The sequence below is a fragment of the uncultured Sulfitobacter sp. genome, from assembly GCF_964021855.1.
Taxonomy (GTDB): Bacteria; Pseudomonadota; Alphaproteobacteria; order Rhodobacterales; family Rhodobacteraceae; genus Sulfitobacter.
On record NZ_CAXHZD010000010.1, the window covers coordinates 17,046 to 40,110 of the forward strand.

A 23,065-nucleotide genomic window follows, 5' to 3' on the forward strand; every position below is an offset into this window, starting at 1 on the left:
CCAGAATTGAGAAAACGTTTTCTCTGATCTCCAGAAGAGAGTCAAGCAAAATAATAAATGACAATGTTTTCCCTTTATTGTAAGGATAGTACGTAGAAAACGATTTCTCAAAGATGGAACAGATTTAGGGTATGAGCGCATTAGAAAACCAACGCGGTGCGAAAATTGTCGATGTTGCAAAGCGGTCAGGTGTATCGATTTCAACGGTCTCTCGGGTATTGAATCAGAACCCAAAAGTTGGCGCAAAAGAGCGCGAGGCTGTCTTGCGAGCAGCAAGTGAATTGAACTACGTCCCAAATGGATCAGCGCGTGCGCTCAGATCAACGCGGTCCAGACTCGTCGGCGCAATAATTCCAACTTTGAACCATGCGATTTACGCAACCATGGCGGATGGTTTGGAAACCCGGCTTGCCGAGAACGGCGTATCGCTAATAATCAATACGTCCGCATATGATATTGAAACAGAATTCAAGCAGGCCCGATTGCTTGTTGAAAGAGGCGTAGAATCCATCATTTTGGTCGGGTCCATGCATAAACCCGAAACTCTGCGAATGCTTGAAGAAAAACGCGTTGGGTACGTCTACACATACACAAATGACCCATCTGAAAAAGGCGCGGCAATCGGGTTTGACAATGAAAAGGCTGGCGGAACCGCGGCGCAGTTCCTAAGCGATCTTGGCCACACTCGATTTGCAATGATTGCTGGAATCACCCAAGATAACGACCGCGCCAAAGGGCGCATCGATGGATATTTGAACAAGCTTAGAATGCTAGGACATGACCCGAAGAACGTCCAAATTGTAGAAGCAGCATATGATGTAGAAAGTGGCAGACAAGCCATGGAATCACTTCTGACAGCGGAAGTGCGTCCCACAGCAGTGTTTTGCGGCAGTGACATTTTAGCTGCTGGTGCGGTCAAGCAATGCCAGAATAACGGAATAAATGTGCCCAAAGACGTTTCGGTGATGGGTTTTGATAATCTTGAGATTGCTGAACTTACAACACCGGATCTGACGACCCTAGAGGTTCCCGCACGCGCCATGGGCGTTCATGCGGCCGACTACGCGCTCGAGTCACTGGTACAACGCAAGTCAATGCGGCAACGAGAACTTCCAATTCGATTGATCGTTCGCGGCAGTACGAGCTCTGCGCCGAAGTAGTTGAGGCAAGACAAACCTCATTCCGCCAGCCCCGCATCAACCAACCCTTCGCGATCTGGCAAATCCCTCAGGCTCTCCATCCCGAACACGACCAAAAACTCCGGCGTCGTCACATAGGTATAGGGCGCCCCTGCCCGCGGACTACGCGGCCCGGTGGTGATCAGCTCCCGCATCCGCAACCGCCCAATCAAATCGCGACTGACGTCCTTGCCAAAGATGTCTTTCAACCCGTCGCGGGTCAGCGGCTGGTGATAGGCCACCGCCGCCAGCACCGCGACCTCAAATTCGTTCAGGTCCACGAGCTGCTCGTTAACATCCGCCGCTACGCGTATCGCTTGAGCAAACTGTACCCGCGTCCGCATCAGCCATCCGTCGGCGACCGCCATCAATTCATAAGGCCGCGCCTTCAGCTCGGCCTTCAAATCCTCAACCAGCAAATCAACAGACACCCCCTGCCCCACAACTCGCGCCAGATCTTCTCGTGACACAGGAGACCCAGACGCAAAGATCACCGCCTCGATCCGACCCATCCATTCCCGCCAGCGTAATTCCGGCGGGAGGTCTTCCAATTCAGTGTCTAACGGTGGGGTTTCCCTGGCCATCTTCACACCCCGTACAGACGGAACGTCGGTCGTCCCGTCAATTCACGCACAACGCCCAGCTCCACCAAACGATCACAAAAGCGCCGCGCGGCCCGATCTGTCATCGGCATCGATGTGCCTACGATCATAGGGCTTAACATCCCCGATGGCGACACAGCATCATGGCTCAAAAACAAGTCTAGGGCTTCATTCGATCCTTTCGCGCGCAGCTTCGGTGCGACGGCACGGAGCTTTTTGGCACGGCGGCTCAAATCGGCCGCACTGCGGATTGCCCCGTCACAGGCAACAACCATCGCTCGATGCGCGCACTGCGCCGGATCAGTCTCATCTTCCGCAATCCCTCGTATATCTTTCCGTGGTAGATGCGCCGCCAACAACGGTATCACCCGATCCCAGCCGATAGCGCGCGCGAGAACCACATCTGCCAACATCAGCGCCGCCGCTTCTTGTCGCAGGAACTGCTGTAGGACGTCCGCCAAAACTTGAGCGGCCTGCGCAACTGGTGTTCCTTCGAGAGAGCCTAACTCTGGCATTGCCTCGGCCACCGGGCCTGGCAGTAATTTCGTTACCCGCTCTTTCCACCCCGATGCGGTCAGATTGATCTGTGCCAGCTTGCGCCAGGCCAAGAATATGTCGCCAGCAGGCCCCAACGCGTCCCCTGCCCGCGCCAAACAGACCGCATCTCGGATATCGGACGTTGTTTCACGCCGGTTTTCTAACTTTAAGCATGCGATAGACGCCTCTACCGCCATGCGGTCCCTCAGCAAAACACTCGGTAATGTGCCGCGGCGATCACGCAACACCACATCAAGCTTTGCGAGCGCCGCGCCGGACGTAAATGCAACAGTATCAGTGTCTTGCCCCTGTGCAGAGGTGACCCACCGCGGTAACAGGTGTATGGTCTGAGTATCGTCTGAGACTGGTTTTTTGGCGGGTTTCATATCGGAACCTTAAACCAACGCGGCGCTTATTCCCAGCACATAGCGTACAAACCGCCCCACCTTACAGCTCTCCACTATGTCCAATAATTTGCATTATCGGACGTAAAAAGATATGCTCTGCGACATGTCAGAAAACCATAAGAAATCGCCCTCAAACCCATCTATCGCGCCCTACCCCAACGAGGACAGCGAGGGAAGAGCGTCCGCGGGCGAGGCTCTAAGCCTCCCCTCTCACGTTGCTGGTTCCGGCACGCTTGATCGATTGGTTGAGACTGCCCGCGACTATGCGAAGCGGGCTGCATCTGAGAACACGCTCAAGGCTTATGCGAGGGATTGGGCGCATTTTTCTCGCTGGTGTCGGTTAAAGGGGACGGACCCCCTGCCCCCCTCGCCCGAGATGATCGGTCTATATCTTGCGGATTTGGCAACACCCACTGGCAAGGCCCCTTCGAAGTCGGCGCCCCGACCCCTGTCTGTCAGCACGATAGATCGTCGCTTGTCTGGCCTCAGCTGGAACTACACCCAACGCGGCTTCACCCTTGATCGCAAGAACCGACACATTGCCACTGTCTTGGCCGGGATTAAACGCAAACACGCCCGACCGCCGGTGCAGAAAGAGGCCATTCTTGCCGAAGAGCTCCTCGAGATGGTTGCGACCCTTGGGTTTGGGCTGAGAGACCTCCGGGATCGGGCCATTCTGCTGATTGGATATGCAGGAGGTCTTCGTCGGTCTGAAATCGTCAGCCTAGATGTTCACAAGGACGACACGCCCGATAGCGACGGCTGGATCGAAATTGAAGAACAAGGCGCCCTGCTCACGCTCAATGCCAAGACCGGCTGGCGCGAAGTTGAAATCGGCCGTGGATCCTCTGATCAGACCTGCCCCGTCCACGCATTGGAGCAATGGCTGCATTTCTCCAAAATCGACTTTGGGCCAGTGTTTCAACGCACAACACGAGACGACATGAGAACGACAGGCGCACGTCTGTCTGACAAACATGTTGCCCGCTTGATCAAACGCACGGTGTTGGACGCGGGGATCCGTGGTGATTTGCCCGAGGCTGAGTGTTCGGCGCTGTTTTCTGGACACTCCTTGCGTGCGGGCCTTGCCAGCTCGGCTGAGGTGGATGAGCGGTATGTGCAGAAACATCTCGGCCACGCCTCGGCCGAGATGACCCGCCGTTACCAGCGCCGCCGTGACCGGTTTCGGATTAATCTGACCAAGGCTGCCGGACTTTAGCTATGAATAAGCCGCTCAAGCGAAGAGATCTGGTTCGAAATTGAAATCCACCATTTGGTCTAGCTAACTTCTTGATGTTCTTTCCACGACCTGACCAAGATTTTCTAACTTTCGCGCACTTGAGATACGAGAAAGTTAGAATCTAGTCTCAAAGACGACTGCCGTTGGAACCTGTTGCGAGTCATTTCCGTCCACAATTTAGCGCTCGTCATAGAAATACCCCGAAGAATCATAACCGAAGGAAAAAATTGCCAGTTGCAGCCGTAGCCTATCCAAAGAGACGCATCTTCGATGGGAAATTCGAGCAAAAGATAATAATACTCATATTTATCAATATATTAAGGATATGCTTATGCGCAGGCTTGATTGGCGCTGTGGATAACTATTGCACTACATATAGATTTTTCTTGCCGGACTCACTCTTTCATGGCATTCCCATTTTGACGACAAAGTGCGTCAGACGTACCTATGGGCGTCAGAAGAGCGAAGAGCCTTAGCAAAGGCCATGACAGGCGGCAGTAGATGAATGAACAGAACACAGGTTATGCGCAAGGGATAGGTTCTTCTGATATCGGAGCCTTTGCAGACAACCTTGCTGAGTCTCTTGACCGGCAGATGAAGATAGCTTTCCAACCCGAAGAGCGAAAGTTCCTCAGGCGCTTTAGCTCAACGGAAGTTGCTGGTTTGCTCCGCGTCAGCACATCCAATCTGCGTAATCGTCACAAAGACGGTAGCTTTCCGGAGGTCTTTACTGATGGTCGTGGCCACAGGTTCTATACCGCCGAAGAAGTCGATGAACTGCGAAATATCTTGGCTCGAACTGGGAAAAATGCCGATTCTTACCTGCCGGGCCGACGCGAAGGTGACCGCCTCCAAGTGATATCAGTCGTGAATTTCAAAGGTGGATCGTCCAAGACAACCGCTACTATCCATCTTGCGCAGCGCTACGCCTTACGTGGCTACCGCGTGCTCGTACTAGATCTGGATCCACAGGCCAGTCTGACAACCTTTTTTGGCTTTCGGCCCGAGCTTGAATTTGCCGAAGGCGGCACGATATACGACGCTTTGCGTTATGAAGATCAGATTCCCCTCAGCCAGGTCATTCAGAAAACTTATTTTCACAAGCTAGACATGGTTCCAGCGGGTCTGATGCTGTCTGAGTACGAAACCGAAACTGCGAATGCACTCGCTCGACGAGTACAGCCGATTTTTGCAGAACGCCTTTCTGCGGCTCTAGAAGAAGTGGAAGCCGACTACGACATCGTACTAATCGATTGCCCTCCGCAATTGGGGTTTCTCACTTTGACGGCCTTAGCCGCATCGACAGGCCTGCTCGTCACTGTTGTCCCAGGTATGCTTGACATCGCATCCATGTCGCAGTTCCTCAAGCTAGCGTCAGAAACAATCAAGGCCGTCGAAGAAGCGATTGGACGAAAAGTCACTTGGGATTTCGTCAAGTTCCTTATCACGCGGTATGAGCCCTCGGACGGGCCACAAACCCAGATGGCCGGATATTTGAGGTCAATTCTTGCAGGGCAAGTCATGACAGAACCGATGTTAAAGTCGACTGCCGTATCAGATGCAGGCATGACCCAGCAAACCGTCTATGAAGTGGACCCCGGTCAGTTCATTCGAAAGACAATCGACCGTGCGCTATCCAGCATCGACAGCGTTAGTGACGAGCTTGAACAGACTATCCAGCTGGCATGGGGGCGCCGCTAATGGCACGCAATATTTTCAACCAACCCCCGGCAGATGATAAAGTCGCAGCCCCTTCCCCTACCCCGGCAAAACCTTCAAAGCTGCCCGGTTCTGTCGGTGGTCTTCGTGACTCTTTGCGTGAAATCACAGCCAATTCCATTCGTGACATTGAGCCTGATCAGATCGACATGGATGGATTGCGTGACCGACTAGTTTTGGAAGACAGCAGCATTGACGAACTCGCCGAGAGCATACGAAAACATGGTCAACAGGTACCAATCATGGTCCGTCCCTCGGATCAACATGATCGCTACCGCATCGTTTATGGTCGGCGTAGGCTTGCGGCAATTCGAAAAATAGGCGGATCAGTGAAGGCAATTGTCCGTACACTGGACGACGATGCCTCATTGATCGCACAAGGCCAAGAGAACAACCTTCGTCTTGACCCTTCGTTTATCGAAAAATCTCTTTTTATCAAAGAGATGCACGAGGCCGGTTACAAACCCAGCATTATTCAGGACGCATTGGGACTGACTCGACAAGGAGTTTCGAACCATCGCGTTGTCATCGAGCAGTTACCTGACGAGCTTGTTCGCATGGTTGGGCCCGCTCACGGAGTTGGTAGGCGACAGTGGGGAGAGTTGGCTGCACTCGCCAATCAGGTGCAACTTATTGATATCGCAAAGGAAACGATCAACGAACTGCCCATCGAGACACCGAGTTCAGAGAAGTTTCAAGCGGTGTACGCTGCCTGCGCCAAAAAGATAAAACCTGCTGTAAAGCCAACTCCTAAGGGTCTGACGACCGTCGTAAAAGATGAGAACGGCAGCCCTCTAGCGACGCTTGCAGTTGATGGCAAATCGATTGCCATCAAAATTGCCCGCAAGGACAACCCGGAATTCGGCCAGTGGCTAGAAGATCGTGCAGAGACAACGCTTCTGCAGCTTTTCGACCAGTGGCAGAGTGAGAGAGACTCGGGATCCTGATCCCAGTCAAAATTAGAAACACGAGCAGAGGAGAAATACGAAGACCAGAAAGAAAAGAGCCCCCCAAAGTTTCCCTCGGAGAGCCCTCATCAGTAGATTTGCACCTTTGATGTAGCAACCTCCAATACAACGGTCAAGAGTCACCGATTCGGTGGACGTCTTTTTATTGCCTTGTTGCGCTTTGAAACGCGGGACAAGACGGGGAAATTGTGGGCCAAACGGTCGTCGTTCATAAATCATGGCATTCACAAAACTCTCAATCAAAAGCACCCCCGCTGGTCCAGCGTCCAGTTTGCAAACACCTCAAGAGACTGATATCTGGGCGATCTTCAGGGCCCTCAGAGACTCTCGTAGCATGTTTGAACTACGCCCCGGACATATCCAAACACTTCAAGCAATGCTCAGTTTCCTTAGACCAGGTCACGGAGATACCGTGTTCGCTTCCAACAACGAAATCTGCCGGCGTGTCGGTGGCATCGATGAAAGAACGCTTCGCAGGCATATCGATCGCTTTGTCGAACTCGGCTTTATGAAGCGCCACGACAGTCCAAACCGGAAACGCTACCGTGTCAGGTCATCAGATGGTCATTCCATCAGTTATGGCCTTTCTCTCACTCCGTTAGTGGAACGCGCCAGCGAGCTGTTGTCCGTCGCTAACGAAATGGAAAACAACCGTCGAGATCGTATTTTCGTTCGCAAGCAAATACTGACAAAACTGGCCTCCTTGGAAGAACACGATCCTAGTAACAGCTTGCTTTTCGAAGCTCGTAAAACACTTCGGAGAAAGCTCACGATTGTAGAATATCGCAATCTATTGACCGAAGTTGACGCCGAATATATCGGTATGTCCACCGCGGTGGACGCTCCGGAAACGATCAAACTGCCCGCCAATGACGGTCAAATTGTCCGGCATCATTCTAGGTCTATAAAAGAACAAAAAGATTTAGAAGGCAAACAAGCTAACGAGCCACTGGCGATTCAAAAACTAATATCGATATGTGATCAGGCAATATCATTCACAACGAACAGGCTCCATAGCTGGGTCGACATCGAAAACCATGCGCGCACCCTTGCTCCAATGATGGGTATTCACTCTAACACATTCGACAAAGCCAAGACCGCCGTAGGCGCAGAAAAAGCATCATGCGCCATCTTCATCATACTTCAGCTAGGAAAACAGATCAGAGACTTCGGGGCCTATTTCCATAGCATAACGCTTGGCAAAAGAGTTCAGCAGTTCAACCCAGCTGTCTTGCTCGACAGGTTGTCCAAAACTGATAGCATAACTGCATAACGTCCACCGCGGTGGACACTTAGAAGGAATGGCGAGATTGAAGTTTTACGTACTCTTTAGTTTCGGACAGTTGTTCAAAATCATTCGCACCATTGGTGAACGGAACAAATCACGTACCGGTGAAAAAGTTTGAGGCCTCCCAAGAATATTGTTTACGCAGAAAGGGCGTGCATTTCTATGACTCCATCTAATTGGGCGTTTCACCGCTGTGCTCTCAATCATCGCGACCTCATAGACCTGCTTGCTGTACGTAGCGTTTGCATGGTCTACGAGACGATCCGGAGGTGGGTAGAGAAATTCGGGGTTCAGGCCGCGAAACAAACGAGAGCGGCCCCCCAGAGACGTTCGGCTAAATGGCGTCTCGACCAAGCCGTGATCAAGATCCGCGGCGTGAAGCACTGGCCACGGCGCAGCTCTGCGCAAATTCATACCGGATGTGGATCTCCGTGCTCTCAAGGACTTGAACAACCGGATCGAAAGTTCGCACAGGCCAACCCGAAAACACTAATCGGGCATACCGAGAACTAGCAGCTCTTTCGCAAAGGCGAGCTGATCAAGCAACATCTTCAAGAACCATTCGGCTGACTACATCCGTGACAGACGATCCTCGTCATCCACAACGGCAAGGCTGCAATCGTCGCTGGCCCAGTTCCACAACACAATGTTGAAGTCTGATATAGACGTGCCCTTCGCAAAACTCCTGATCAGGAGTCCTGCAAATCCATCGGCAATGAGACTTTGAGCGAAATCCTGCGTTGGCACGGGTTGGCCATCAAGCATCCTCAAACGCCACGCAGGGTCAGCAAGCAGGGCTGCGGTCATGCTGTATTGCTTTAGCCCGTCCTCGTCGCGTGTGTCGAAAATCGGGCCAAGGTCAGCGGCGTAGGACACCAAAATTGTGGGCTGCAAGTTTCCGACCTGGTTGGCTTCCCGAAGCGCCGTGGCTGGATCCAGCGCGGTGTAGATGGCAGGGATGCCCTTCGCGTTGAACCTGCCACCATAGAGTTCAGCGCCATGTCCCGAGAGTGGTGCGCGCGCGTAAACGGGGTTTAGGGCGCGATAGAGTGGCCCAGTGTAGCGCCCAGCCTTTAAAGGCATCAGGCGAACACACCAGCATCAACCGCGTCAATGTATTCCAACACCTGCTGCGCTTTGCCTTCCTGCACGAGCTGCATCGCGGTTCGACCATCAAAGCCGGGCAGAGGCTCCGATCGGTACCAAGCATAGGCCATCAGTTCCGACCCAAAGCGGGGTTCAACCTTGTTGAGCACCTCGACCAGTTCGCGCAAGCGCCGCTGTGTTTTGTCTGAACCGATACGGGTTCGCCGTTGCAACGCGTCCTTGCCAAGACCAACCGTCAAGGCGATTTCCTCAGCTGATGTGCGCAACGCCGCAGCAATCTTGCGTGGTTCAAACTGCCCAGCTTCAGCGAAGTTTGTTATATGCATGGCTTACTCTCCAACGGTGATTATGACGGTATATAGCGACATTATCACTGAATTTCAAGTAAGCAGGAAGGTTATCTCGCGTTTTCCATTGATACCCGGGTCTTGGCATCCCGCGTAAGTGTTGATTCCTGGCTCTCAACGTTCTTGGAACCACATGTTTTGCCGATCTCTAAGTAGATTTAAGTGCCTGAAATACCTCCTAAATTATTGACCGCCGCGATGAGTTTGCCGATATGCTCTGCCGATCTGGAGCGGCGGATGGATTTCGGGGCTTGGAAAGCTTTGTAGAGGCCAGAGTAACTACACATGTGTCCATGTGCAGTTTAAAAGTAAAAGTTTCCTTCTTGTTTTGGGACTGCCGGAAGGGGCCTTTGTGAAGTTCCCTTCCGGGTCCGGGTTGGTTTCCAACCTGACTGTTCGGACAGGAACATCCCATGCAAACAGAAGTATTACGCGAGCTGCGCGCGGAAGCTCGGTCGTGGTGGCGACATCGAGAGCTAAGGAAATCCGGTAAGCTTGAGGAGGCACGCCGGCTCGAGCGAATAACCATCCGCCGGGATATTGGATATCTTCGCAAAGCGCTCAGCAACCCAAATGCCTATGTCAGTTGCAGTGGGGGAGGGACGATCCTCCATCTCGGTCTGACGTGGGTATCGCGCTACGCACCGATTGAGCGGTTTCCGTTGGCTAACTTGGCCGTCGAACTTGGAACGCCTCTGATCGACAGTCGACACGTCCACGATGTCATCGCCTTCGCAAACTTGCCGAAGGTCACGATGGAAGGCGCGGTTGATCCAGAACCTTGGACGTCCTCCAGCCGAGTATCGCTCCTGACATATCTCGATGCGGCCGAACGCCTCGGCGCTCGTATCCTCAACGATCCGCGTATCGACCGCGCGACCTAACCCAACTCCCCTATTCAAACCCAACCGAAAGGAAGCCAGCCATGGCCCGTACCCGCACGTCCAAATTCGATGCGTCAGAATCTATCACCAACGAACTTACCCGCATCATCGAGCGCGGGGTTCTACCCTGGCGCAAACCATGGACCGCTGGCGGCAGCGCGCGTCCGTTGCGCCACAACAGCGAGCCCTATCAGGGCGTAAACAACTTCTTGCTGACCATGCGCACGGTGATGGCCGGGTACACCTCACCGTTCTGGATGACCGTGCCGCAAGCGAATTCACTCGATGCCAAGATCCGCAAAGGCGAGAGGTCGTCCGTCGTGGTCTACTATGGACAGAGCAGGTCGCAGGCCGATGATGCCGAAGACACCAGTGCCGGTGATCCCGACGAAGCCCGTGTCTTTCGGTTCCAAAAGTCCTATCGTGTGTTCAATGCGGATCAAATCGACGGGCTGCCAGAGGCATTCCATCCAGCTCCTTGTCCGCCGCCAGATCATCCGCCTGCAGAGCCAATCCCAGATATGCAGGCGTTCTTTGATGCCATCGATATCACTACCGTCTTTTCCGGAACGGAGGCGCGCTACAATCCGCCCATCGACAAGGTGTTCATGCCAAGTATTGAGCGCTTCAAGAACCCGCTGAACTTCTATGGGGTCTGGGCCCATGAACTGGCCCATGCCACCAAGGCGCCCCATCGCTTGAACCGTGATTACGGTCTCAGCCGGTTCGGCAACACGGCCTATTCCCGCGAAGAAATCGTAGCCGAACTGACATCGTGTTTCTTGGGCCAAGAGCTTGGGTTCACTGCACATACGATAGAGCTGAACGCATCATATTTGTATCACTGGCTGCGCGTGCTGCGCTCGGACAAGACGGCGATCTTCAAACACGCAGCGGATGCCCAGAAAGCCTGCGATTACTTGATCGCACGCTCAGAGGCGGGCAGGGCAGGGGCCACAGATCAGGCAGCCTGAGAGGTTTGTCGCTGCCGCTGATGGCGGCTCCCAGAAAAGGGAAAGCAAGCTTTATGTTTTGTGTTTTCAACTTCCTTGAAAGGACAGACCCATGACCACTTCTGCAGCTTCCACAACACACGGTCCTGATCCCACCGTCGTCGCCGCTCACAACGATGCGTTTCGTAAACTCGCATGCCTGGGCGAAACCCCATCCCAGCCCATTCAGGGCCGGATGCACCTCACCAGTTCCTTTGCGATGGCTGAAGACGGCTTGGCCCTTGAGGCCGTGCAAGCCGTCGGCGCGTTCGAGATATTCGAACCGGAGAACGATCCGAGCGGTTGGCACGACTTTGGTGAGGTGGATATCCGTGGCGAGAAGATCTTCTGGAAGATTGACCTGTATGAGGCGGACAGTGATTTCCGCTACGGCGCCGAAGCACCCGACAACCCTGCAACCACCATGCGCGTGCTGACCATCATGATGGCATCTGATTGGTAGGGCAGGGGGGCTTAACCAAACAAACGAAACACAACCTGAAGGCCCGCTGACCCCTCCAAAGGGAAAGCGGGCCTTTTGTCATTTGATCCTCAAAATCGGGGATTGGTCAGGCCGTTTCCGCATGTCGGGACGGCGCAACATCTCAAAAGGATATCACATGACACATGCTCTCAAATCCATCTCCGTTGCCATCGGCGATCTTGTCGCTCATCCCGCCAATGTGCGCAGCAACTCGCCGGAAGAATATGCTTCTGAAAATATCGCCAACCTCAAAGCCAGTATTGGCGTGCTCGGTATTATCCAGCCGCTGCTTGTTCAAAAGATCGATGGCAAGTTCGGCGTGCTGGCCGGCGGTCGACGTCGTGCAGCTCTGATTGAGTTGGTCGCTGACAAGACCGCGAAAGGCTTCACCAACAAAACCAAGATCGAATGCCGCTTGGTGCCCGCCAATTGCGACGTCACCACGGCACTCTCGCTTGCAGAGAACATCACGCAGGCCCCGATGAACGCTATTGACGAGTTTGAGGCCTTTGCGCGCATGATGGAGGTTGACGGTCAATCGCCAGACACCATCGCCAAGACCTTCGGGACAACGATTGCGGTGGTCAAAGGCCGCCTACGCTACGGCCTGATCCATCCTGAGATCCGTGCGGCGGCCCGCGCCAAGACGATCACGCTCGATACGATGAAGGCCTTTGCGGATCATCCAAGCCAAGACGTGCAGCGTGAGGTGTTCGAGGCGCTGACGAAAGACGGCGACAGTTACGTCCAAGCCTATACCGTGCGCCAAGCGCTTAAGACGCGCGGTGTGCAGGTCAGCGATGATATAGGGGCCTTTGTGCGCGAAGACTACGAGGCGCGGGGCGGTCCCATCGCGGCCGATCTGCTCGAAGAGCATTCTGTGCTGGAAGACATCACTTTGGTTGAAACGATCATGGTGGAAAAACTCACTGCCGCGGCTGAAGAGGCGCGTGTGCAGGCGGGGTTTGCATGGGCGGACGCGATGGTGCGCTACGACTACGCCACCATGGCGGAATATGGGCGCGTCTACCCTGGGCTGATTGAACCCGATGCTGCAGGTCAAAAGCGTGTTGATGCGATCACCGAGGAACTGGAGAAACTCCAGCTCGAGATGGAGGACGAAAACCTCGAGACGGATGCCTACAATGCCCTCTACGACCGCGTGGATGCGCTTGAGGAAGAGGCGCGTGATCTTCAAGAAGCTTACAGCGCCGAAGACCTTGAACAGGGGGGGGTCATTGCATCCTGGTCAAACGGCAAGATTACACTGCATGTCGGTTTGGTGCGGCCAGAGGACAGGCCTGAGACCTCTTCTCAGGCTGCTGGTGGGGGCAACGGTACATCAGCCGATGCAACAACGGGCTCTGAAACGGATGGCGTCGTCTATCCCGCCTCGCTGACCCAAGACCTTAAGACTGAGCGTGCCATGGCGCTCGGGGCGGCGATGACATTGCATCCTGAAGCCACGCTTGATCTGACCCTGTTCAAGCTGGTCACGGACGTCTTGGTCGGCATGAGCGCGACCCACGGCATCAAGGTCGAGGCCCGCAAGGAATACCGCAGCCATGCCAAGATGGACGAGATCGACGGCACCTCACTGGAGCAGGTGGCCGAAGCGCATGACGCGCTCGATCTGTCTTGGGCGAATGAGGCCAAATCCCCCGCTGATCAGTTTGCGGCGTTTCGATCGCTTGATGCGGGCGAGAAGGCCAAGCTGGTCACCTATGCCACGGCCAGCACCACGCAATCATGTTTTGCGCGCAGCCGCCAAAGCGACAGCCTGATGCATGACTTCGAGATTGAGGTGATGCCGGACATCCGCGCCCATTGGACGCCGAACGCGGCGCTGTTCAATCGCTTCAAAAAGGCATGGCTGCTCAAGATCCTTGGCGAGGAGTTGGGCCTCGCGCAGGAGGCGGTGACACTGGCTTCCATGAGCAAGAAGGAGATCGTTGCCTTCTGCGACAAGCTCTTTGCCGAGCCGTTTGCGACCCTCACGGAAGCACAGCATGCGGCCGTTGCGGCCTGGTGCCCGCCGATGATGCAAACGACCGGTGGCGCCAGCCTGGTTGTCGAGACGCAAGATGACGCCCTCGGGACCGAGACGGTTCAAGCGAAAGCTGCCTGATCCAGATGGCGACCCGCGCTTGGTTGTTCCCAAGCGCGGGTCCATCCCACTCCCCAACAACTCCCAGAAACATGCGGCTCAGACCGCCGTTTATGAAAGACATCCCCATGGCTATTCTAAAGTTCTCCGCGTCCGCTGTTGCGGCGCAAATCACGCATGCCCGCTCCTGTGAAACTTTCCTTCCCAATTGGAATGGGCCAATCGACAAGCCCGCCCTGATCGTCATCGTCGGTAACGGTGTGCATCTGCGCTCCAACGGCATTGACGGAACAACCACCCGCATTGTGACCACCGAGCACTCCGATCCCAGCTTTGCCTTCGCAAACGGCATCAACCCGTTTCGAGACAGCGATTGGATGGCACAACGTCAAATGGCATTCCGCGATCTGACGGGGCAGTTTTACACCGACATTTTGGATGACGTGCAAACACTCATTGATCGCGGGCAGGGGGCGATCAGGTTGGCGACCGATGGGCATTCCATCCGCGTCTTCGTGCGCCGCGCGTCGGACTTCCTGATTGGCGGGACCTATGAGGTTCCATCCGGTCTCGGTGGGCGATTTCGGGTGATCCTCAAGGACGCCTGCGACACCTTCGCGATCGTTCAGAACTGCGGCAATTGCGAAGATTTTGATGCGATGCAGCCTTACCGTGTCTCGCTCGATGCGCTTATGGAGCTCGAAGACCGGAGGGTGGCATAATGGGCTGGCTCTTCTACACAGACCGGCGGGTTCAGACCTATGCCGATGAGAAGGCGGAGATTACACGTCTTTGCACCTTTGAGACGGATACACGCCGCACCACACTGGTCAAAGCCAGCAAGGTTGGCTCGACATGGTATGCGGCAGCGAAGGTTGGAAGCCTCGATGGCACGTCTTTGGAAGACCGCACCTATATGATAGACGATGATGGCTCTTTCACCTTCGGGGCGGTGTTTCTGACGCGCATGGACGACGGGTGCTGGGGCTACAAGGACATGGAGGAAAGCGCCGGTCCCTGCGAGTCCCGTGCGCCGATGAGCATTCTCAATCTTCTGTCCGCATTGAAAGACCCCGACAGCTACGCCCATGCTTGGCGCCAGCGGTGCCGGGACTGGGCCGCGATCCCCGACTACGCGGAGGGCGACAAGATCAAGCTCGCTTCTCCTGTGACCCTCAGCGATGGCAGCACCTGCCAGATCGTCACAGCGACGCATTACAAGCGCGGGCGGCAAAAACGGCGCTGCTACCGTATTGAGGAAACTGGCTGCCTTGTCCGGCTCTCAAAGGTGTCATTGGCAGGGTCGGAGCTGATCAGTCGCGAAATTGCTGAGGGGAGTGCGGTGCTCGCGGAGTTTTTTGCGGGGCGGGGCAGCTGACAGCGAAGGAAACTCTTGTCCAGCTTTCAGATTACTCAGAATATCTGTATGTTCTTATTAAGCTAGGAATTGCGTGGACCCTAAAATGAAGAAAACTGAAGACGAACTTCCAAATCGCAGCACGGGTAATCCAGCCAAGGCAAGTCGCGCAGAACACTGCACGCAAGTTGCGCTGGACGTTGCAGATATGCCTGAAAACTTGGGCAGGCTTTTGGACAAGGGTTTCGAGGATCATTTCCATGGCCGCTGATCATGACACTTATCTCGTCTGGTTCCGCGCATCGGTGCGCGAAGCGCAGGATGATCCCCGGCCTGCAATACCACATGCTCAGGTGATGGAAGCCGCTCAAATGTTAATCGACGAGAAGCGGCGTTCCCGATCGTCATAAGTAGCTCCGCCGTGCGTCCTGCGGTTTTGCATGATCCTCAGTTCGGGCCTCACCTTGACAAATTCGACAACTTGCGTATATACATTCGTATAACCCATGAGGCTCACCATGATTGAAGCTAAAATCCGTAAAGTCGGCAATTCCGCTGTTATGACACTCTGCACCGAGATGCTTGCCCTGCTCGATGTCAAAGAGGGTGATACGCTTTACGCTGTGCGCACGGATGATGGCGGATTGAAACTGATGACAGAGAACCCGGATCTGCTGGCGGCACTTGAAGCGGCTGAAATCGTCATGGATGAGAACCGCGACCTGCTTCAAGCGCTTGCATGAGCACATGGATCTGGGTGCCGTTGGCGGCATTACACGTCATACATGACCGTCAAATCTCGCGCCATGGCGGTGCGTCTGGAACCCGTGATGCGGCTCTTCTGGAGATGGGCTGTACGCGCCCGATGAACTTGGCGGCATATGGTGATCCCGATGTGTTTGAGATCGCTGCAGCCTATGCTTACGGCATTGCCAAGGCGCATGCCTTTGTCGATGGCAACAAGCGCACGGCTTTTGTGGCAGCGTTCGCGTTCTTGCGGCTCAATGGGGTGTTTGTTCGTCCCGACCCTGCGTTCGGCGTCCGAAATATGGAAGATCTAGCATCAGATAAAGTAAGTGAAGCAGAGTTTGCAGCTTGGTTACGCAAGCTCAGCTCTGGTGATATTTGACCGCGAAAGCAGCTGACAACCTTCCTTTGAATTCCCCCAATCAGTTCCATTCTTAGCGGCCAGCCTCCGTCATCCTTAAAAAGGGAAAGGGGGCTTTTTGTCCTGTGAACCTCAAACCGGATCACAAAGGACAGACACCATGGCTCATCCCAACCCGCAGCACTCCAATCAAACACCAACCAATGTGCAGCTCAAATCCGCCTTGTCGCTGATCGCCGCCGAGATCACCCGCGCTCCTCTGCGCAGCTCCTTCCTCTCAAAGATCATGCGCGACACCTTTGGCGGTAGTGACGCAAGCGGAGCATGGAATTGGCGCATGGCCTACGACATGATGCAAGCCGCCGCGGGTCTAGCGCTTCAAAACGACAGAGACGGGCCTGATCCGCTTGCTGCCGCCAAGCCTCTCGCCATGCGCCTTTTGACCGAGACGCGGCGGTCCGAGCAACAGATCCGCCTGCAACAATTCTCGACCCCGCTGCCCTACGCCGCCCTCGCCGTGCGCGCGGGAGCGATCCGCAGTGGTGAGATTGTGCTGGAACCCTCTGCGGGAACCGGCTCATTGGCGGGTTTTGCCAAGCGGGCAGGGGCCAAGCTCATACTCAACGAAGTCGATCCGTTTCGCCAGCATCTGCTCGATGTGGTGTTCGACACGCAAGCGACCGGACATGACGCGGAGCACATTGACGATCTGCTGACCTCAACAACAGTCCCCAGCGTCGTCATAATGAATCCGCCGTTTGCATCTTCGGTCGATCGCTCGCGTGACAAGCATATCGCAGCAAAACACCTCATCGGGGCGGCGAAACGACTGGCGCCCGGCGGACGTCTTGTTGCGATCATGCCGATGGGCTTCACCTTCGAGAGAGATGCAGCACATTGGGCGCGCACGATGGGAATTCTCACGCCGCGCCTGGCCCTGACCGGCCATGTTTATCGCAAGCTTGGTACCAGCGTGGATACCCAGCTGATGGTCTTCGACAAGGTCCAGGACGATCATGAGATGATCCGCTTGTCGGTTGATGATCTGGACGCTGCAGTCAGCATCGTGGAGCAGATCGCCGCAACGCGCCTGATTACAGCCCCCGCAACGGCGTCGCGCTCAGTGCGTCTTTATAGCCCCGAGAGGAGTTTGACGCCCGTTTTAAATCGTAAGCCTGCAGCATCAACCGCATCTGCCGCCAAAACACCAAAACACGCAGCGACACCACTGTCGTTTACCGCGCTCAAGACACCGCGCGAAAACATCCCCATCTCGGACATCTACGCCCGCTATCGCTCCCAGCGGATCGACATCGCGGGCGCACAGGAGCACCCAACGCCGCTGGTCGAGAGCATCGCCATGGCGTCTGTCGCGCCGCCTGTGCCGTCGCTTCAGGCCGCTGAGGGGCTCCGCCTGCCCAACCGTTTGATTGCCGAGGGTCACCTCTCCGAGGCCCAGTTGGAAACCATCATCATGGCCAACGATGCCCACGCGCGTGATCTGCCGGGCAAGTTCACTATTGATGACGACCAGACCAAGATGATGCGCAATGACGAGGAAGCGGAAGCCCATGCCTATCGATTGGGGTATTTCTTAGGTGACGGCACCGGCTGCGGTAAGGGACGCGAGTGCGCGGGGCTTATTCTGGTCAATTGGCTCTCTGGTCGGCGGAAGGCCGTCTGGATATCGAAGTCTGCAACTCTCATTGAGGATGCGGTGCGTGATTGGACTGATCTCGGCGGCTCGCCCGCAGATATTCAGCCCCTCTCGAAATGGAAACCTGACCAGCCTGTCACGATGGGCGATGGTATTCTGTTTGTGACCTACGCAACGCTTCGATCCGCAGGCAAATGCGGCACTACGCGATTGAACCAATTACTCGCATGGATGGGCGATGATTTCGACGGCGTCCTCGCTTTCGACGAAGCCCACGCGATGCAAAACGCAGCAGGATCAGAGCAGGGCAGGGGTGCCAAGCCGTCCCAGCAAGGTCTTGCGGGGCTGCGCCTGCAGCTCGCCACACCACGCGCCCGCGTCTTCTATGTCTCTGCGACAGGCGCCACATCCGTCCACAATCTCGCCTATGCCTCACGCTTGGGTCTCTGGGGCCAAGGACCCGAATATCCGTTCCCGAGCCGCGAGAGTTTCGTCTCGGCGATGGAGGCGGGTGGTGTGGCCGCCATGGAGGTGGTAGCCCGCGATCTCAAAACGCTCGGGTACTACACGGCGCGGGCGCTGAGCTTTGACGGGGTCGAATATGATGTTCTGGAACACGCGCTGACACCTGCCCAAACCGAGATCTATGACGCCTACGCAGGCGCGTTCCGCACCATCCATCACAACCTTGAAGCGGCGCTGACCGCGACGGGCGTCAACGATGCATCGGGCGAGACCAATGCTTCTGCTGCAAAAGCATCCGCCAAGTCGCGGTTTGAAAGCACAAAGCAGCGCTTCTTCAATCATCTGCTGATGGGGATGAAAGCGCCGTCTATTGTGAGTGCTATTCAGCAAGACCTATCTGATGGATATGCTTGCGTCATCCAAGTGGTCTCGACAGGCGAAAGCCTCCTGAAACGTCGCTTGGAGGTGATGGATACTGACGATGAACTGGTCGAAGGCGCGCTGACGCCGCGCGACTACGTGCTCGGCTATCTCGAGCAGGCCTTTCCAATCCACACCCAGAGACTTGTCGAGATCGATGGCAATGTGGTTGCAGAGCCACTGCGGGATGAGACAGGCGCGTTGGTCGTTTCTCGCGAAGCCTTAGCGCTGCGGGACGAGGCGATGATGGATCTGATGGCGCTGGCCCCGATTCCTGCTGCATTGGATCAAATCCTTTGGGCATTTGGCGACGAGGCGGTGGCTGAAGTAACCGGGCGGTCCATCCGCCCGCTCAAATCGTGTGATGGCGCACTCTTCATCGAGAAACGCGCCGCGAGCAGCAATTCGTCCGAAACCCAGGCCTTTATGGATGGCGAAAAGAACATCCTGATCTTTTCCGACGCGGGTGGCACAGGGCGATCCTATCACGCGGCGCAAACGGCCAAAAACCAGAAGCGGCGTCGGCATTACTTGCTGGAACCCGGCTGGCGTGCGGATGCGGCCATTCAGGGGCTTGGGCGCACGCATCGCTCGGCGCAGGTCAGCGCGCCGTTTTTTCGGGTGTGCACCTCAGATGTGCATGGCGAAAAACGCTTCACATCGACGATCAGCAAGCGCCTCGATCAGCTTGGCGCGCTTACCAAGGGCCAACGCGAGACCGGATCACAAGGCATGTTCCGAGAGGAGGATAATCTTGAAAGCCCGATCGCACGGTCTGCGCTGCGGGGATACTACGCCGATCTTGCCGCAGGGCGTGCAGAGGCGATGGGTTATGAGGTCTTCACCGATTGGACAGCACTGCGGTTGATCGACAAGGACGGTGTGCTGCTTGAGGAACTGCCGCCGATCCAACGGTTCCTCAACCGGGTGCTGGCGCTTCCGATCCACATGCAAAACGCGCTCTTTGCGGAGTTTATGCAGCGCATCGCGGATCAGACCGAACGCGCGCGGGACGCGGGCACGCTGGATCTTGGGGTGGAAACGCTGCGAGGCGAGACAATCAAACAGGTCTCGGCGGAGGATCTTTGGACCTGCCCGCAATCGGGGGCAGTGACGCGGATTATCGGATTGGAAGTCACAGATCCGGTTCACATTGCCTCCGCAGATGCGGCTCTTGGCAACAACTTCGACAAATTCCCGATGGTCAATCGGGCGTCGGGGCGGGTCGGGCTGATCTCTAAACGCCCGATGCAGATGTATGACGAAGACATTGTTACCCTGATGCGCAAAGTGGTGCGACCAACTGGCAAATCCTATCTCGAGGAGAGCAAGTTCGAGTCCTCGGCGTGGGAGGCCATCGATCAACCCGAGTTTATCCACCTTTGGGATGAAGAAGCCGATTGCCTGCCCAAAACCACCACGACGAAGCTCTACCTGCTCACCGGTTTGTTGTTGCCGATCTGGAAGACCATCCCGACAAGCAACGAGCGCATCTATCGCGTCACGCCTGAAGGCTGCGCCAGTATGATTGGTCGCACGCTCAGCGAGGAGGGAGCCGCAGCCCTGCGGGCGCGGTTCATGACGGGGACGCCGGAAACACCGAGTGAGATGCTGACGGCCGCCCTTGGCACGACAGCGCCCGTCGACCTGGGCCGCGGCCTGACGCTAACGCGCCGCCGTGTTGCAGGGGATGTGCGACTTGAGATCAACGGTGCCGACAAAGGCGCGATCGACGGCCTGAAGGTCTTGGGGTGCTTTACTGAAATTATCGCCTTCCAGCTGCGGGTGTTTGTCCCTCATGGGGAGGGTGTGGATGCGGAAGCGATCCTGACCCGGATCGTCGGGAACGGAGCGGCGCAGCCGAGCGATCGGGCAGCCTAAAGGGAAAGCCAGCTTTTGGTCGGGTGTGCGGGTTTGGGGTCGATCAGGTGCCGTTTCACAGCGGCGCCGCGCGCCCCGATCTCGTTTTCGGTCCAACAAAATTCTTGGTGAGCCTCGCTCCGTTTCAGGGCCGGGGATCTTTGAGCAACCTCCATCAAAAGGAACAGACCATGACAGATACAAACACTGACTTCGCCAGCACAATGGAAAAATGGGCTGCCGAGCGCGATGCCGAAAACAAAGAGGTCCGCGCCGTGCTGCTTGCGCAGTTGCGCGCCTTTGGAGTCACCGAGGTGACCGCAGAATATGAAGGATATGGCGATTCCGGCAATGTCGAAGACATCACGCTGCAGCCGGCCGATTTTGCGCTGCCAACCGAGCTTTACAGTCAGCTAAACGACTTCGCTTGGGACTTTGCTTATCAGCAGCATCCGGGCTTCGAGAACAACGAAGGCGGATATGGCACGCTGACGTGGGATATTGCCAAGGACAGCATCGACCTCGATCATGCAGACCGTTTTGTCGACAGCACCCACAGCTATCACGAGGGGCTGTGATATGGCGCATCCCCTGCATCACGCCGAAAGCTCCGCACAGAAATTCGGTGGTGATCCCTCGGATTACCAAGCCATTCACGATTGGTTCGATGCGTCCAAGGCGCATATGGCGTTCTTCACGCACCGCGCCTTGCGGCACCATACCCACGGTATCTTCGAGGCGGAGCGAGAGTTTGGTCTAACGATCACAAATTCTGCGGGACGCATCATTCCTGTCCGTTGGATCGGCGAGCAGCATGTGAAGGAAGACTGTCAGGGTCGTATCCCGAGCATGGTCGACTGGTTCCGGCGCATCCAGCCTGAAGGCTGGATGGCCAATGGGCATATTGATCTGGTGCAAAATGAACATGGCAGTGATCCGCGCGCTGATTGGATGACCGAAGTGTCGGCCGGCAAAACGATCCTTGGGTTCAAGGATTGGATGGACGCGCGCACAGTCATTTGCTGAACCAAAGCCATTTCGGGCCATCGTCCCATCTGACGGCCTCCGCGACATTGCTGTCTCGAAGGCTTTTTTGCGCCACCCCAGGAGAACCTCATGAACATCGAAGACATCAAAACCGCAGTAAATGCAGGTAAAACCGTGCATTGGGCGAACACTGGCTACGTCGTGCACAAAGACCGGCTTGACCAGTATCTGATTGTCTATTTGCCAAATGGCAGCGCGATCGGTTTGACCAATCGCGCTGGAACACGGCTCAATGGTGCGGAAGGTAACTTCTATATCGCGGATCGTGGGGCCCCCTTGCGGGGCATCACCGGGACGGCCCGTCAGAAGAAAAGACAGGGTGATCTATGCGGCACTGTCTCAACCCGCAAATAGCGCGCGTTCTGGGCGGAAAGGTCGGGTGAAAGTGGAAAGCAGGCTTTCTGTTTTGTGATCCCACAAGGGGTCGAAAAGCAATCTCGGATGGTCTGGCAAGACGTCGGGCACCGATAACTCAAGAAGGATAAGTCTCATGTTCGCAGGAACCCTTACCAAAAACGCCGACACCGCAGCCGCAGTCTTCACCGGCAGCATTCACAACACCAAGTTCGATATCGCGATCCAGTTGGAAACCCGCGCAAAGATGTCAGAGCGCAGCCCGGACTATGATGTCACGGCCGTTAACAAATCCGGCCGCAAGGTACGGATCGGTACGGCTTGGAACGAGACCGGCAATACCAGCGGCAATCCCTACATCTCGATGCAGCTGGACGTTGGTCTCGGGCCGTTCCGCGTCAACGCGGTGCAAACGCAGGAAGCGCGCAAAGCCAAAAGCGAAGACTTCGAAATCATTCCGCTGGTCTCAAACGGCACGATGAAGTCGGGCTCGATCTCGGGTGAATTGACCGCAATGGATGCTGACAACGCATTCGCAGGTTACATCGCCAACATGATGTTCGATTTGGATTTCATGCTGATCGAGAACGACTACAAGACCGAAGCCACCCACCCAGATTACCGGATTGAGGTCAGCTCTCCGAAAGGCAAGCCGATCCGCGTTGGCTCCGCTTGGATGGCCAAGAGCAACCGGACAGGGCACGACTATGTTTCGTTGCTGATCAACACGCCCGATGGCGATCTGCGCGTCAACGCCGTGCAGAACGAAAAGCAGCGGGGAGGTCAGACGTTCTCGATCATTCCGTTCGTGCAGAGCGAGGATCAGCAGCCGGACTCAAGCGGTGGGTTGTCGTTGGTTGCATAACGGAAATTGTCAGCACATAGTTTAGACTGACTAGGGGAGCCACGGTAACGTGGCTCCCCTTTTCTTGTTGGT

At 55.6% G+C, this 23,065-nt stretch carries 24 protein-coding genes; 20 read left to right on the forward strand and 4 right to left on the reverse strand.

All coding sequences use genetic code 11. The annotated features are described in order from the left end of the window. The first annotated feature begins 131 nt into the window (after positions 1-131). The gene (locus tag AADJ11_RS19190; protein ID WP_341236018.1) at positions 132-1,160 is read left to right on the forward strand and encodes a LacI family DNA-binding transcriptional regulator; all 1,029 of its coding nucleotides are present in this window, start codon (positions 132-134) and stop codon (positions 1,158-1,160) included. Positions 1,161-1,177: 17 nt separating this feature from the next. Here AADJ11_RS19190 and AADJ11_RS19195 read toward each other — a convergent pair whose 3' ends face one another. Then, on the reverse strand, positions 1,178-1,762 hold the full coding sequence (locus AADJ11_RS19195; RefSeq protein WP_341236019.1) for an SMC-Scp complex subunit ScpB: 585 nt from the start codon (positions 1,760-1,762) through the stop codon (positions 1,178-1,180). 2 nt (positions 1,763-1,764) lie between these two features. After that, complete coding sequence (locus AADJ11_RS19200) at positions 1,765-2,703, reverse strand: DUF1403 family protein (RefSeq protein ID WP_341236020.1); 939 nt, start codon at positions 2,701-2,703, stop codon at positions 1,765-1,767. 124 nt (positions 2,704-2,827) lie between these two features. On the opposite strand from AADJ11_RS19200, the gene AADJ11_RS19205 reads away from it, so the two are divergent. The 4 genes from AADJ11_RS19205 (at position 2,828) to repC (ending at position 7,924) form a co-directional block, all read left to right on the forward strand. After that, a complete protein-coding gene (locus tag AADJ11_RS19205) occupies positions 2,828-3,943 on the forward strand; it encodes a tyrosine-type recombinase/integrase (RefSeq protein ID WP_341236021.1) in 1,116 nt (371 codons plus the stop codon). Positions 3,944-4,465: 522 nt separating this feature from the next. After that, positions 4,466-5,665, forward strand: coding sequence for a plasmid partitioning protein RepA (gene repA, locus AADJ11_RS19210; RefSeq protein WP_341236022.1), 1,200 nt, complete (start codon positions 4,466-4,468; stop codon positions 5,663-5,665). Then, the gene (gene repB, locus AADJ11_RS19215; protein ID WP_341236023.1) at positions 5,665-6,630 is read left to right on the forward strand and encodes a plasmid partitioning protein RepB; all 966 of its coding nucleotides are present in this window, start codon (positions 5,665-5,667) and stop codon (positions 6,628-6,630) included. The genes repA and repB overlap by 1 nt, the downstream gene beginning before the upstream one ends. 238 nt (positions 6,631-6,868) lie before the next feature. Further along, the gene (gene repC, locus AADJ11_RS19220) at positions 6,869-7,924 is read left to right on the forward strand and encodes a plasmid replication protein RepC (RefSeq protein WP_341236024.1); all 1,056 of its coding nucleotides are present in this window, start codon (positions 6,869-6,871) and stop codon (positions 7,922-7,924) included. Positions 7,925-8,509: 585 nt separating this feature from the next. Here repC and AADJ11_RS19225 read toward each other — a convergent pair. Together AADJ11_RS19225 and AADJ11_RS19230 are read right to left on the reverse strand one after the other, a co-directional pair. After that, on the reverse strand, positions 8,510-9,022 hold the full coding sequence (locus tag AADJ11_RS19225; RefSeq protein WP_341236025.1) for an RES family NAD+ phosphorylase: 513 nt from the start codon (positions 9,020-9,022) through the stop codon (positions 8,510-8,512). After that, entirely contained in the window at positions 9,022-9,372 is a 351-nt protein-coding gene (locus tag AADJ11_RS19230) for an MbcA/ParS/Xre antitoxin family protein (RefSeq protein WP_152467386.1), read from the reverse strand. The genes AADJ11_RS19225 and AADJ11_RS19230 overlap by 1 nt, the downstream gene beginning before the upstream one ends. Before the next feature lie 434 nt (positions 9,373-9,806). On the opposite strand from AADJ11_RS19230, the gene AADJ11_RS19235 reads away from it, so the two are divergent. The 15 genes from AADJ11_RS19235 (at position 9,807) to AADJ11_RS19305 (ending at position 22,993) form a co-directional block, all read left to right on the forward strand. Further along, positions 9,807-10,277, forward strand: a complete 471-nt coding sequence (locus tag AADJ11_RS19235; protein ID WP_341236026.1) for a hypothetical protein — start codon at positions 9,807-9,809, stop codon at positions 10,275-10,277. Positions 10,278-10,318: 41 nt separating this feature from the next. Then, a complete protein-coding gene (locus AADJ11_RS19240) occupies positions 10,319-11,251 on the forward strand; it encodes a zincin-like metallopeptidase domain-containing protein (RefSeq protein WP_341236027.1) in 933 nt (310 codons plus the stop codon). 91 nt (positions 11,252-11,342) lie between these two features. Beyond that, positions 11,343-11,732 carry a DUF3768 domain-containing protein gene (locus AADJ11_RS19245; RefSeq protein ID WP_341236028.1) on the forward strand — a complete coding sequence of 130 codons (390 nt, stop codon included), beginning with the start codon at positions 11,343-11,345 and terminating at the stop codon, positions 11,730-11,732. Between the two features lie 157 nt (positions 11,733-11,889). After that, entirely contained in the window at positions 11,890-13,881 is a 1,992-nt protein-coding gene (locus AADJ11_RS19250; protein ID WP_341236029.1) for a ParB N-terminal domain-containing protein, read from the forward strand. Between the two features lie 107 nt (positions 13,882-13,988). Continuing rightward, on the forward strand, positions 13,989-14,582 hold the full coding sequence (locus AADJ11_RS19255) for a regulator (protein WP_341236030.1): 594 nt from the start codon (positions 13,989-13,991) through the stop codon (positions 14,580-14,582). Continuing rightward, the gene (locus AADJ11_RS19260; RefSeq protein ID WP_341236031.1) at positions 14,582-15,238 is read left to right on the forward strand and encodes a hypothetical protein; all 657 of its coding nucleotides are present in this window, start codon (positions 14,582-14,584) and stop codon (positions 15,236-15,238) included. The genes AADJ11_RS19255 and AADJ11_RS19260 overlap by 1 nt, the downstream gene beginning before the upstream one ends. An 85-nt stretch (positions 15,239-15,323) precedes the next feature. Next, entirely contained in the window at positions 15,324-15,488 is a 165-nt protein-coding gene (locus AADJ11_RS19265) for a hypothetical protein (RefSeq protein ID WP_341236032.1), read from the forward strand. After that, entirely contained in the window at positions 15,478-15,627 is a 150-nt protein-coding gene (locus AADJ11_RS19270) for a StaA (protein ID WP_341236033.1), read from the forward strand. The genes AADJ11_RS19265 and AADJ11_RS19270 overlap by 11 nt, the downstream gene beginning before the upstream one ends. 108 nt (positions 15,628-15,735) lie before the next feature. Continuing rightward, positions 15,736-15,960, forward strand: a complete 225-nt coding sequence (locus AADJ11_RS19275; protein WP_341236034.1) for a transcriptional regulator/antitoxin MazE — start codon at positions 15,736-15,738, stop codon at positions 15,958-15,960. Continuing rightward, the gene (locus tag AADJ11_RS19280) at positions 15,957-16,346 is read left to right on the forward strand and encodes a type II toxin-antitoxin system death-on-curing family toxin (protein ID WP_341236035.1); all 390 of its coding nucleotides are present in this window, start codon (positions 15,957-15,959) and stop codon (positions 16,344-16,346) included. The genes AADJ11_RS19275 and AADJ11_RS19280 overlap by 4 nt, the downstream gene beginning before the upstream one ends. Positions 16,347-16,485: 139 nt before the next feature. Next, entirely contained in the window at positions 16,486-20,748 is a 4,263-nt protein-coding gene (locus AADJ11_RS19285) for a strawberry notch family protein (protein WP_341236036.1), read from the forward strand. 170 nt (positions 20,749-20,918) lie between these two features. Then, complete coding sequence (locus AADJ11_RS19290; RefSeq protein ID WP_341236037.1) at positions 20,919-21,305, forward strand: DUF6878 family protein; 387 nt, start codon at positions 20,919-20,921, stop codon at positions 21,303-21,305. A gap of 1 nt (position 21,306) precedes the next feature. Next, positions 21,307-21,753: a hypothetical protein gene (locus AADJ11_RS19295; RefSeq protein ID WP_341236038.1), complete on the forward strand. Its 447-nt coding sequence runs from the start codon at positions 21,307-21,309 to the stop codon at positions 21,751-21,753. 90 nt (positions 21,754-21,843) lie between these two features. Further along, positions 21,844-22,128 (forward strand): hypothetical protein, encoded by a 285-nt coding sequence (locus AADJ11_RS19300; protein WP_341236039.1) that lies wholly within the window; start codon positions 21,844-21,846, stop codon positions 22,126-22,128. Positions 22,129-22,264: 136 nt separating this feature from the next. Beyond that, entirely contained in the window at positions 22,265-22,993 is a 729-nt protein-coding gene (locus AADJ11_RS19305) for a DUF736 family protein (protein ID WP_341236040.1), read from the forward strand. Positions 22,994-23,065: the final 72 nt, after the last annotated feature.

What these genes read in the sequence shown, in the direction of transcription:
- AADJ11_RS19190 (WP_341236018.1), top strand. Translation starts at nt 132, where the DNA reads ATGAGCGCATTAGAAAACCAACGCGGTGCGAAAATTGTCGATGTTGCA.
- AADJ11_RS19195 (WP_341236019.1), bottom strand. Translation starts at nt 1,762, where the DNA reads ATGGCCAGGGAAACCCCACCGTTAGACACTGAATTGGAAGACCTCCCG.
- AADJ11_RS19200 (WP_341236020.1), bottom strand. Translation starts at nt 2,703, where the DNA reads ATGAAACCCGCCAAAAAACCAGTCTCAGACGATACTCAGACCATACAC.
- AADJ11_RS19205 (WP_341236021.1), top strand. Translation starts at nt 2,828, where the DNA reads ATGTCAGAAAACCATAAGAAATCGCCCTCAAACCCATCTATCGCGCCC.
- repA (WP_341236022.1), top strand. Translation starts at nt 4,466, where the DNA reads ATGAATGAACAGAACACAGGTTATGCGCAAGGGATAGGTTCTTCTGAT.
- repB (WP_341236023.1), top strand. Translation starts at nt 5,665, where the DNA reads ATGGCACGCAATATTTTCAACCAACCCCCGGCAGATGATAAAGTCGCA.
- repC (WP_341236024.1), top strand. Translation starts at nt 6,869, where the DNA reads ATGGCATTCACAAAACTCTCAATCAAAAGCACCCCCGCTGGTCCAGCG.
- AADJ11_RS19225 (WP_341236025.1), bottom strand. Translation starts at nt 9,022, where the DNA reads ATGCCTTTAAAGGCTGGGCGCTACACTGGGCCACTCTATCGCGCCCTA.
- AADJ11_RS19230 (WP_152467386.1), bottom strand. Translation starts at nt 9,372, where the DNA reads ATGCATATAACAAACTTCGCTGAAGCTGGGCAGTTTGAACCACGCAAG.
- AADJ11_RS19235 (WP_341236026.1), top strand. Translation starts at nt 9,807, where the DNA reads ATGCAAACAGAAGTATTACGCGAGCTGCGCGCGGAAGCTCGGTCGTGG.
- AADJ11_RS19240 (WP_341236027.1), top strand. Translation starts at nt 10,319, where the DNA reads ATGGCCCGTACCCGCACGTCCAAATTCGATGCGTCAGAATCTATCACC.
- AADJ11_RS19245 (WP_341236028.1), top strand. Translation starts at nt 11,343, where the DNA reads ATGACCACTTCTGCAGCTTCCACAACACACGGTCCTGATCCCACCGTC.
- AADJ11_RS19250 (WP_341236029.1), top strand. Translation starts at nt 11,890, where the DNA reads ATGACACATGCTCTCAAATCCATCTCCGTTGCCATCGGCGATCTTGTC.
- AADJ11_RS19255 (WP_341236030.1), top strand. Translation starts at nt 13,989, where the DNA reads ATGGCTATTCTAAAGTTCTCCGCGTCCGCTGTTGCGGCGCAAATCACG.
- AADJ11_RS19260 (WP_341236031.1), top strand. Translation starts at nt 14,582, where the DNA reads ATGGGCTGGCTCTTCTACACAGACCGGCGGGTTCAGACCTATGCCGAT.
- AADJ11_RS19265 (WP_341236032.1), top strand. Translation starts at nt 15,324, where the DNA reads ATGAAGAAAACTGAAGACGAACTTCCAAATCGCAGCACGGGTAATCCA.
- AADJ11_RS19270 (WP_341236033.1), top strand. Translation starts at nt 15,478, where the DNA reads ATGGCCGCTGATCATGACACTTATCTCGTCTGGTTCCGCGCATCGGTG.
- AADJ11_RS19275 (WP_341236034.1), top strand. Translation starts at nt 15,736, where the DNA reads ATGATTGAAGCTAAAATCCGTAAAGTCGGCAATTCCGCTGTTATGACA.
- AADJ11_RS19280 (WP_341236035.1), top strand. Translation starts at nt 15,957, where the DNA reads ATGAGCACATGGATCTGGGTGCCGTTGGCGGCATTACACGTCATACAT.
- AADJ11_RS19285 (WP_341236036.1), top strand. Translation starts at nt 16,486, where the DNA reads ATGGCTCATCCCAACCCGCAGCACTCCAATCAAACACCAACCAATGTG.
- AADJ11_RS19290 (WP_341236037.1), top strand. Translation starts at nt 20,919, where the DNA reads ATGACAGATACAAACACTGACTTCGCCAGCACAATGGAAAAATGGGCT.
- AADJ11_RS19295 (WP_341236038.1), top strand. Translation starts at nt 21,307, where the DNA reads ATGGCGCATCCCCTGCATCACGCCGAAAGCTCCGCACAGAAATTCGGT.
- AADJ11_RS19300 (WP_341236039.1), top strand. Translation starts at nt 21,844, where the DNA reads ATGAACATCGAAGACATCAAAACCGCAGTAAATGCAGGTAAAACCGTG.
- AADJ11_RS19305 (WP_341236040.1), top strand. Translation starts at nt 22,265, where the DNA reads ATGTTCGCAGGAACCCTTACCAAAAACGCCGACACCGCAGCCGCAGTC.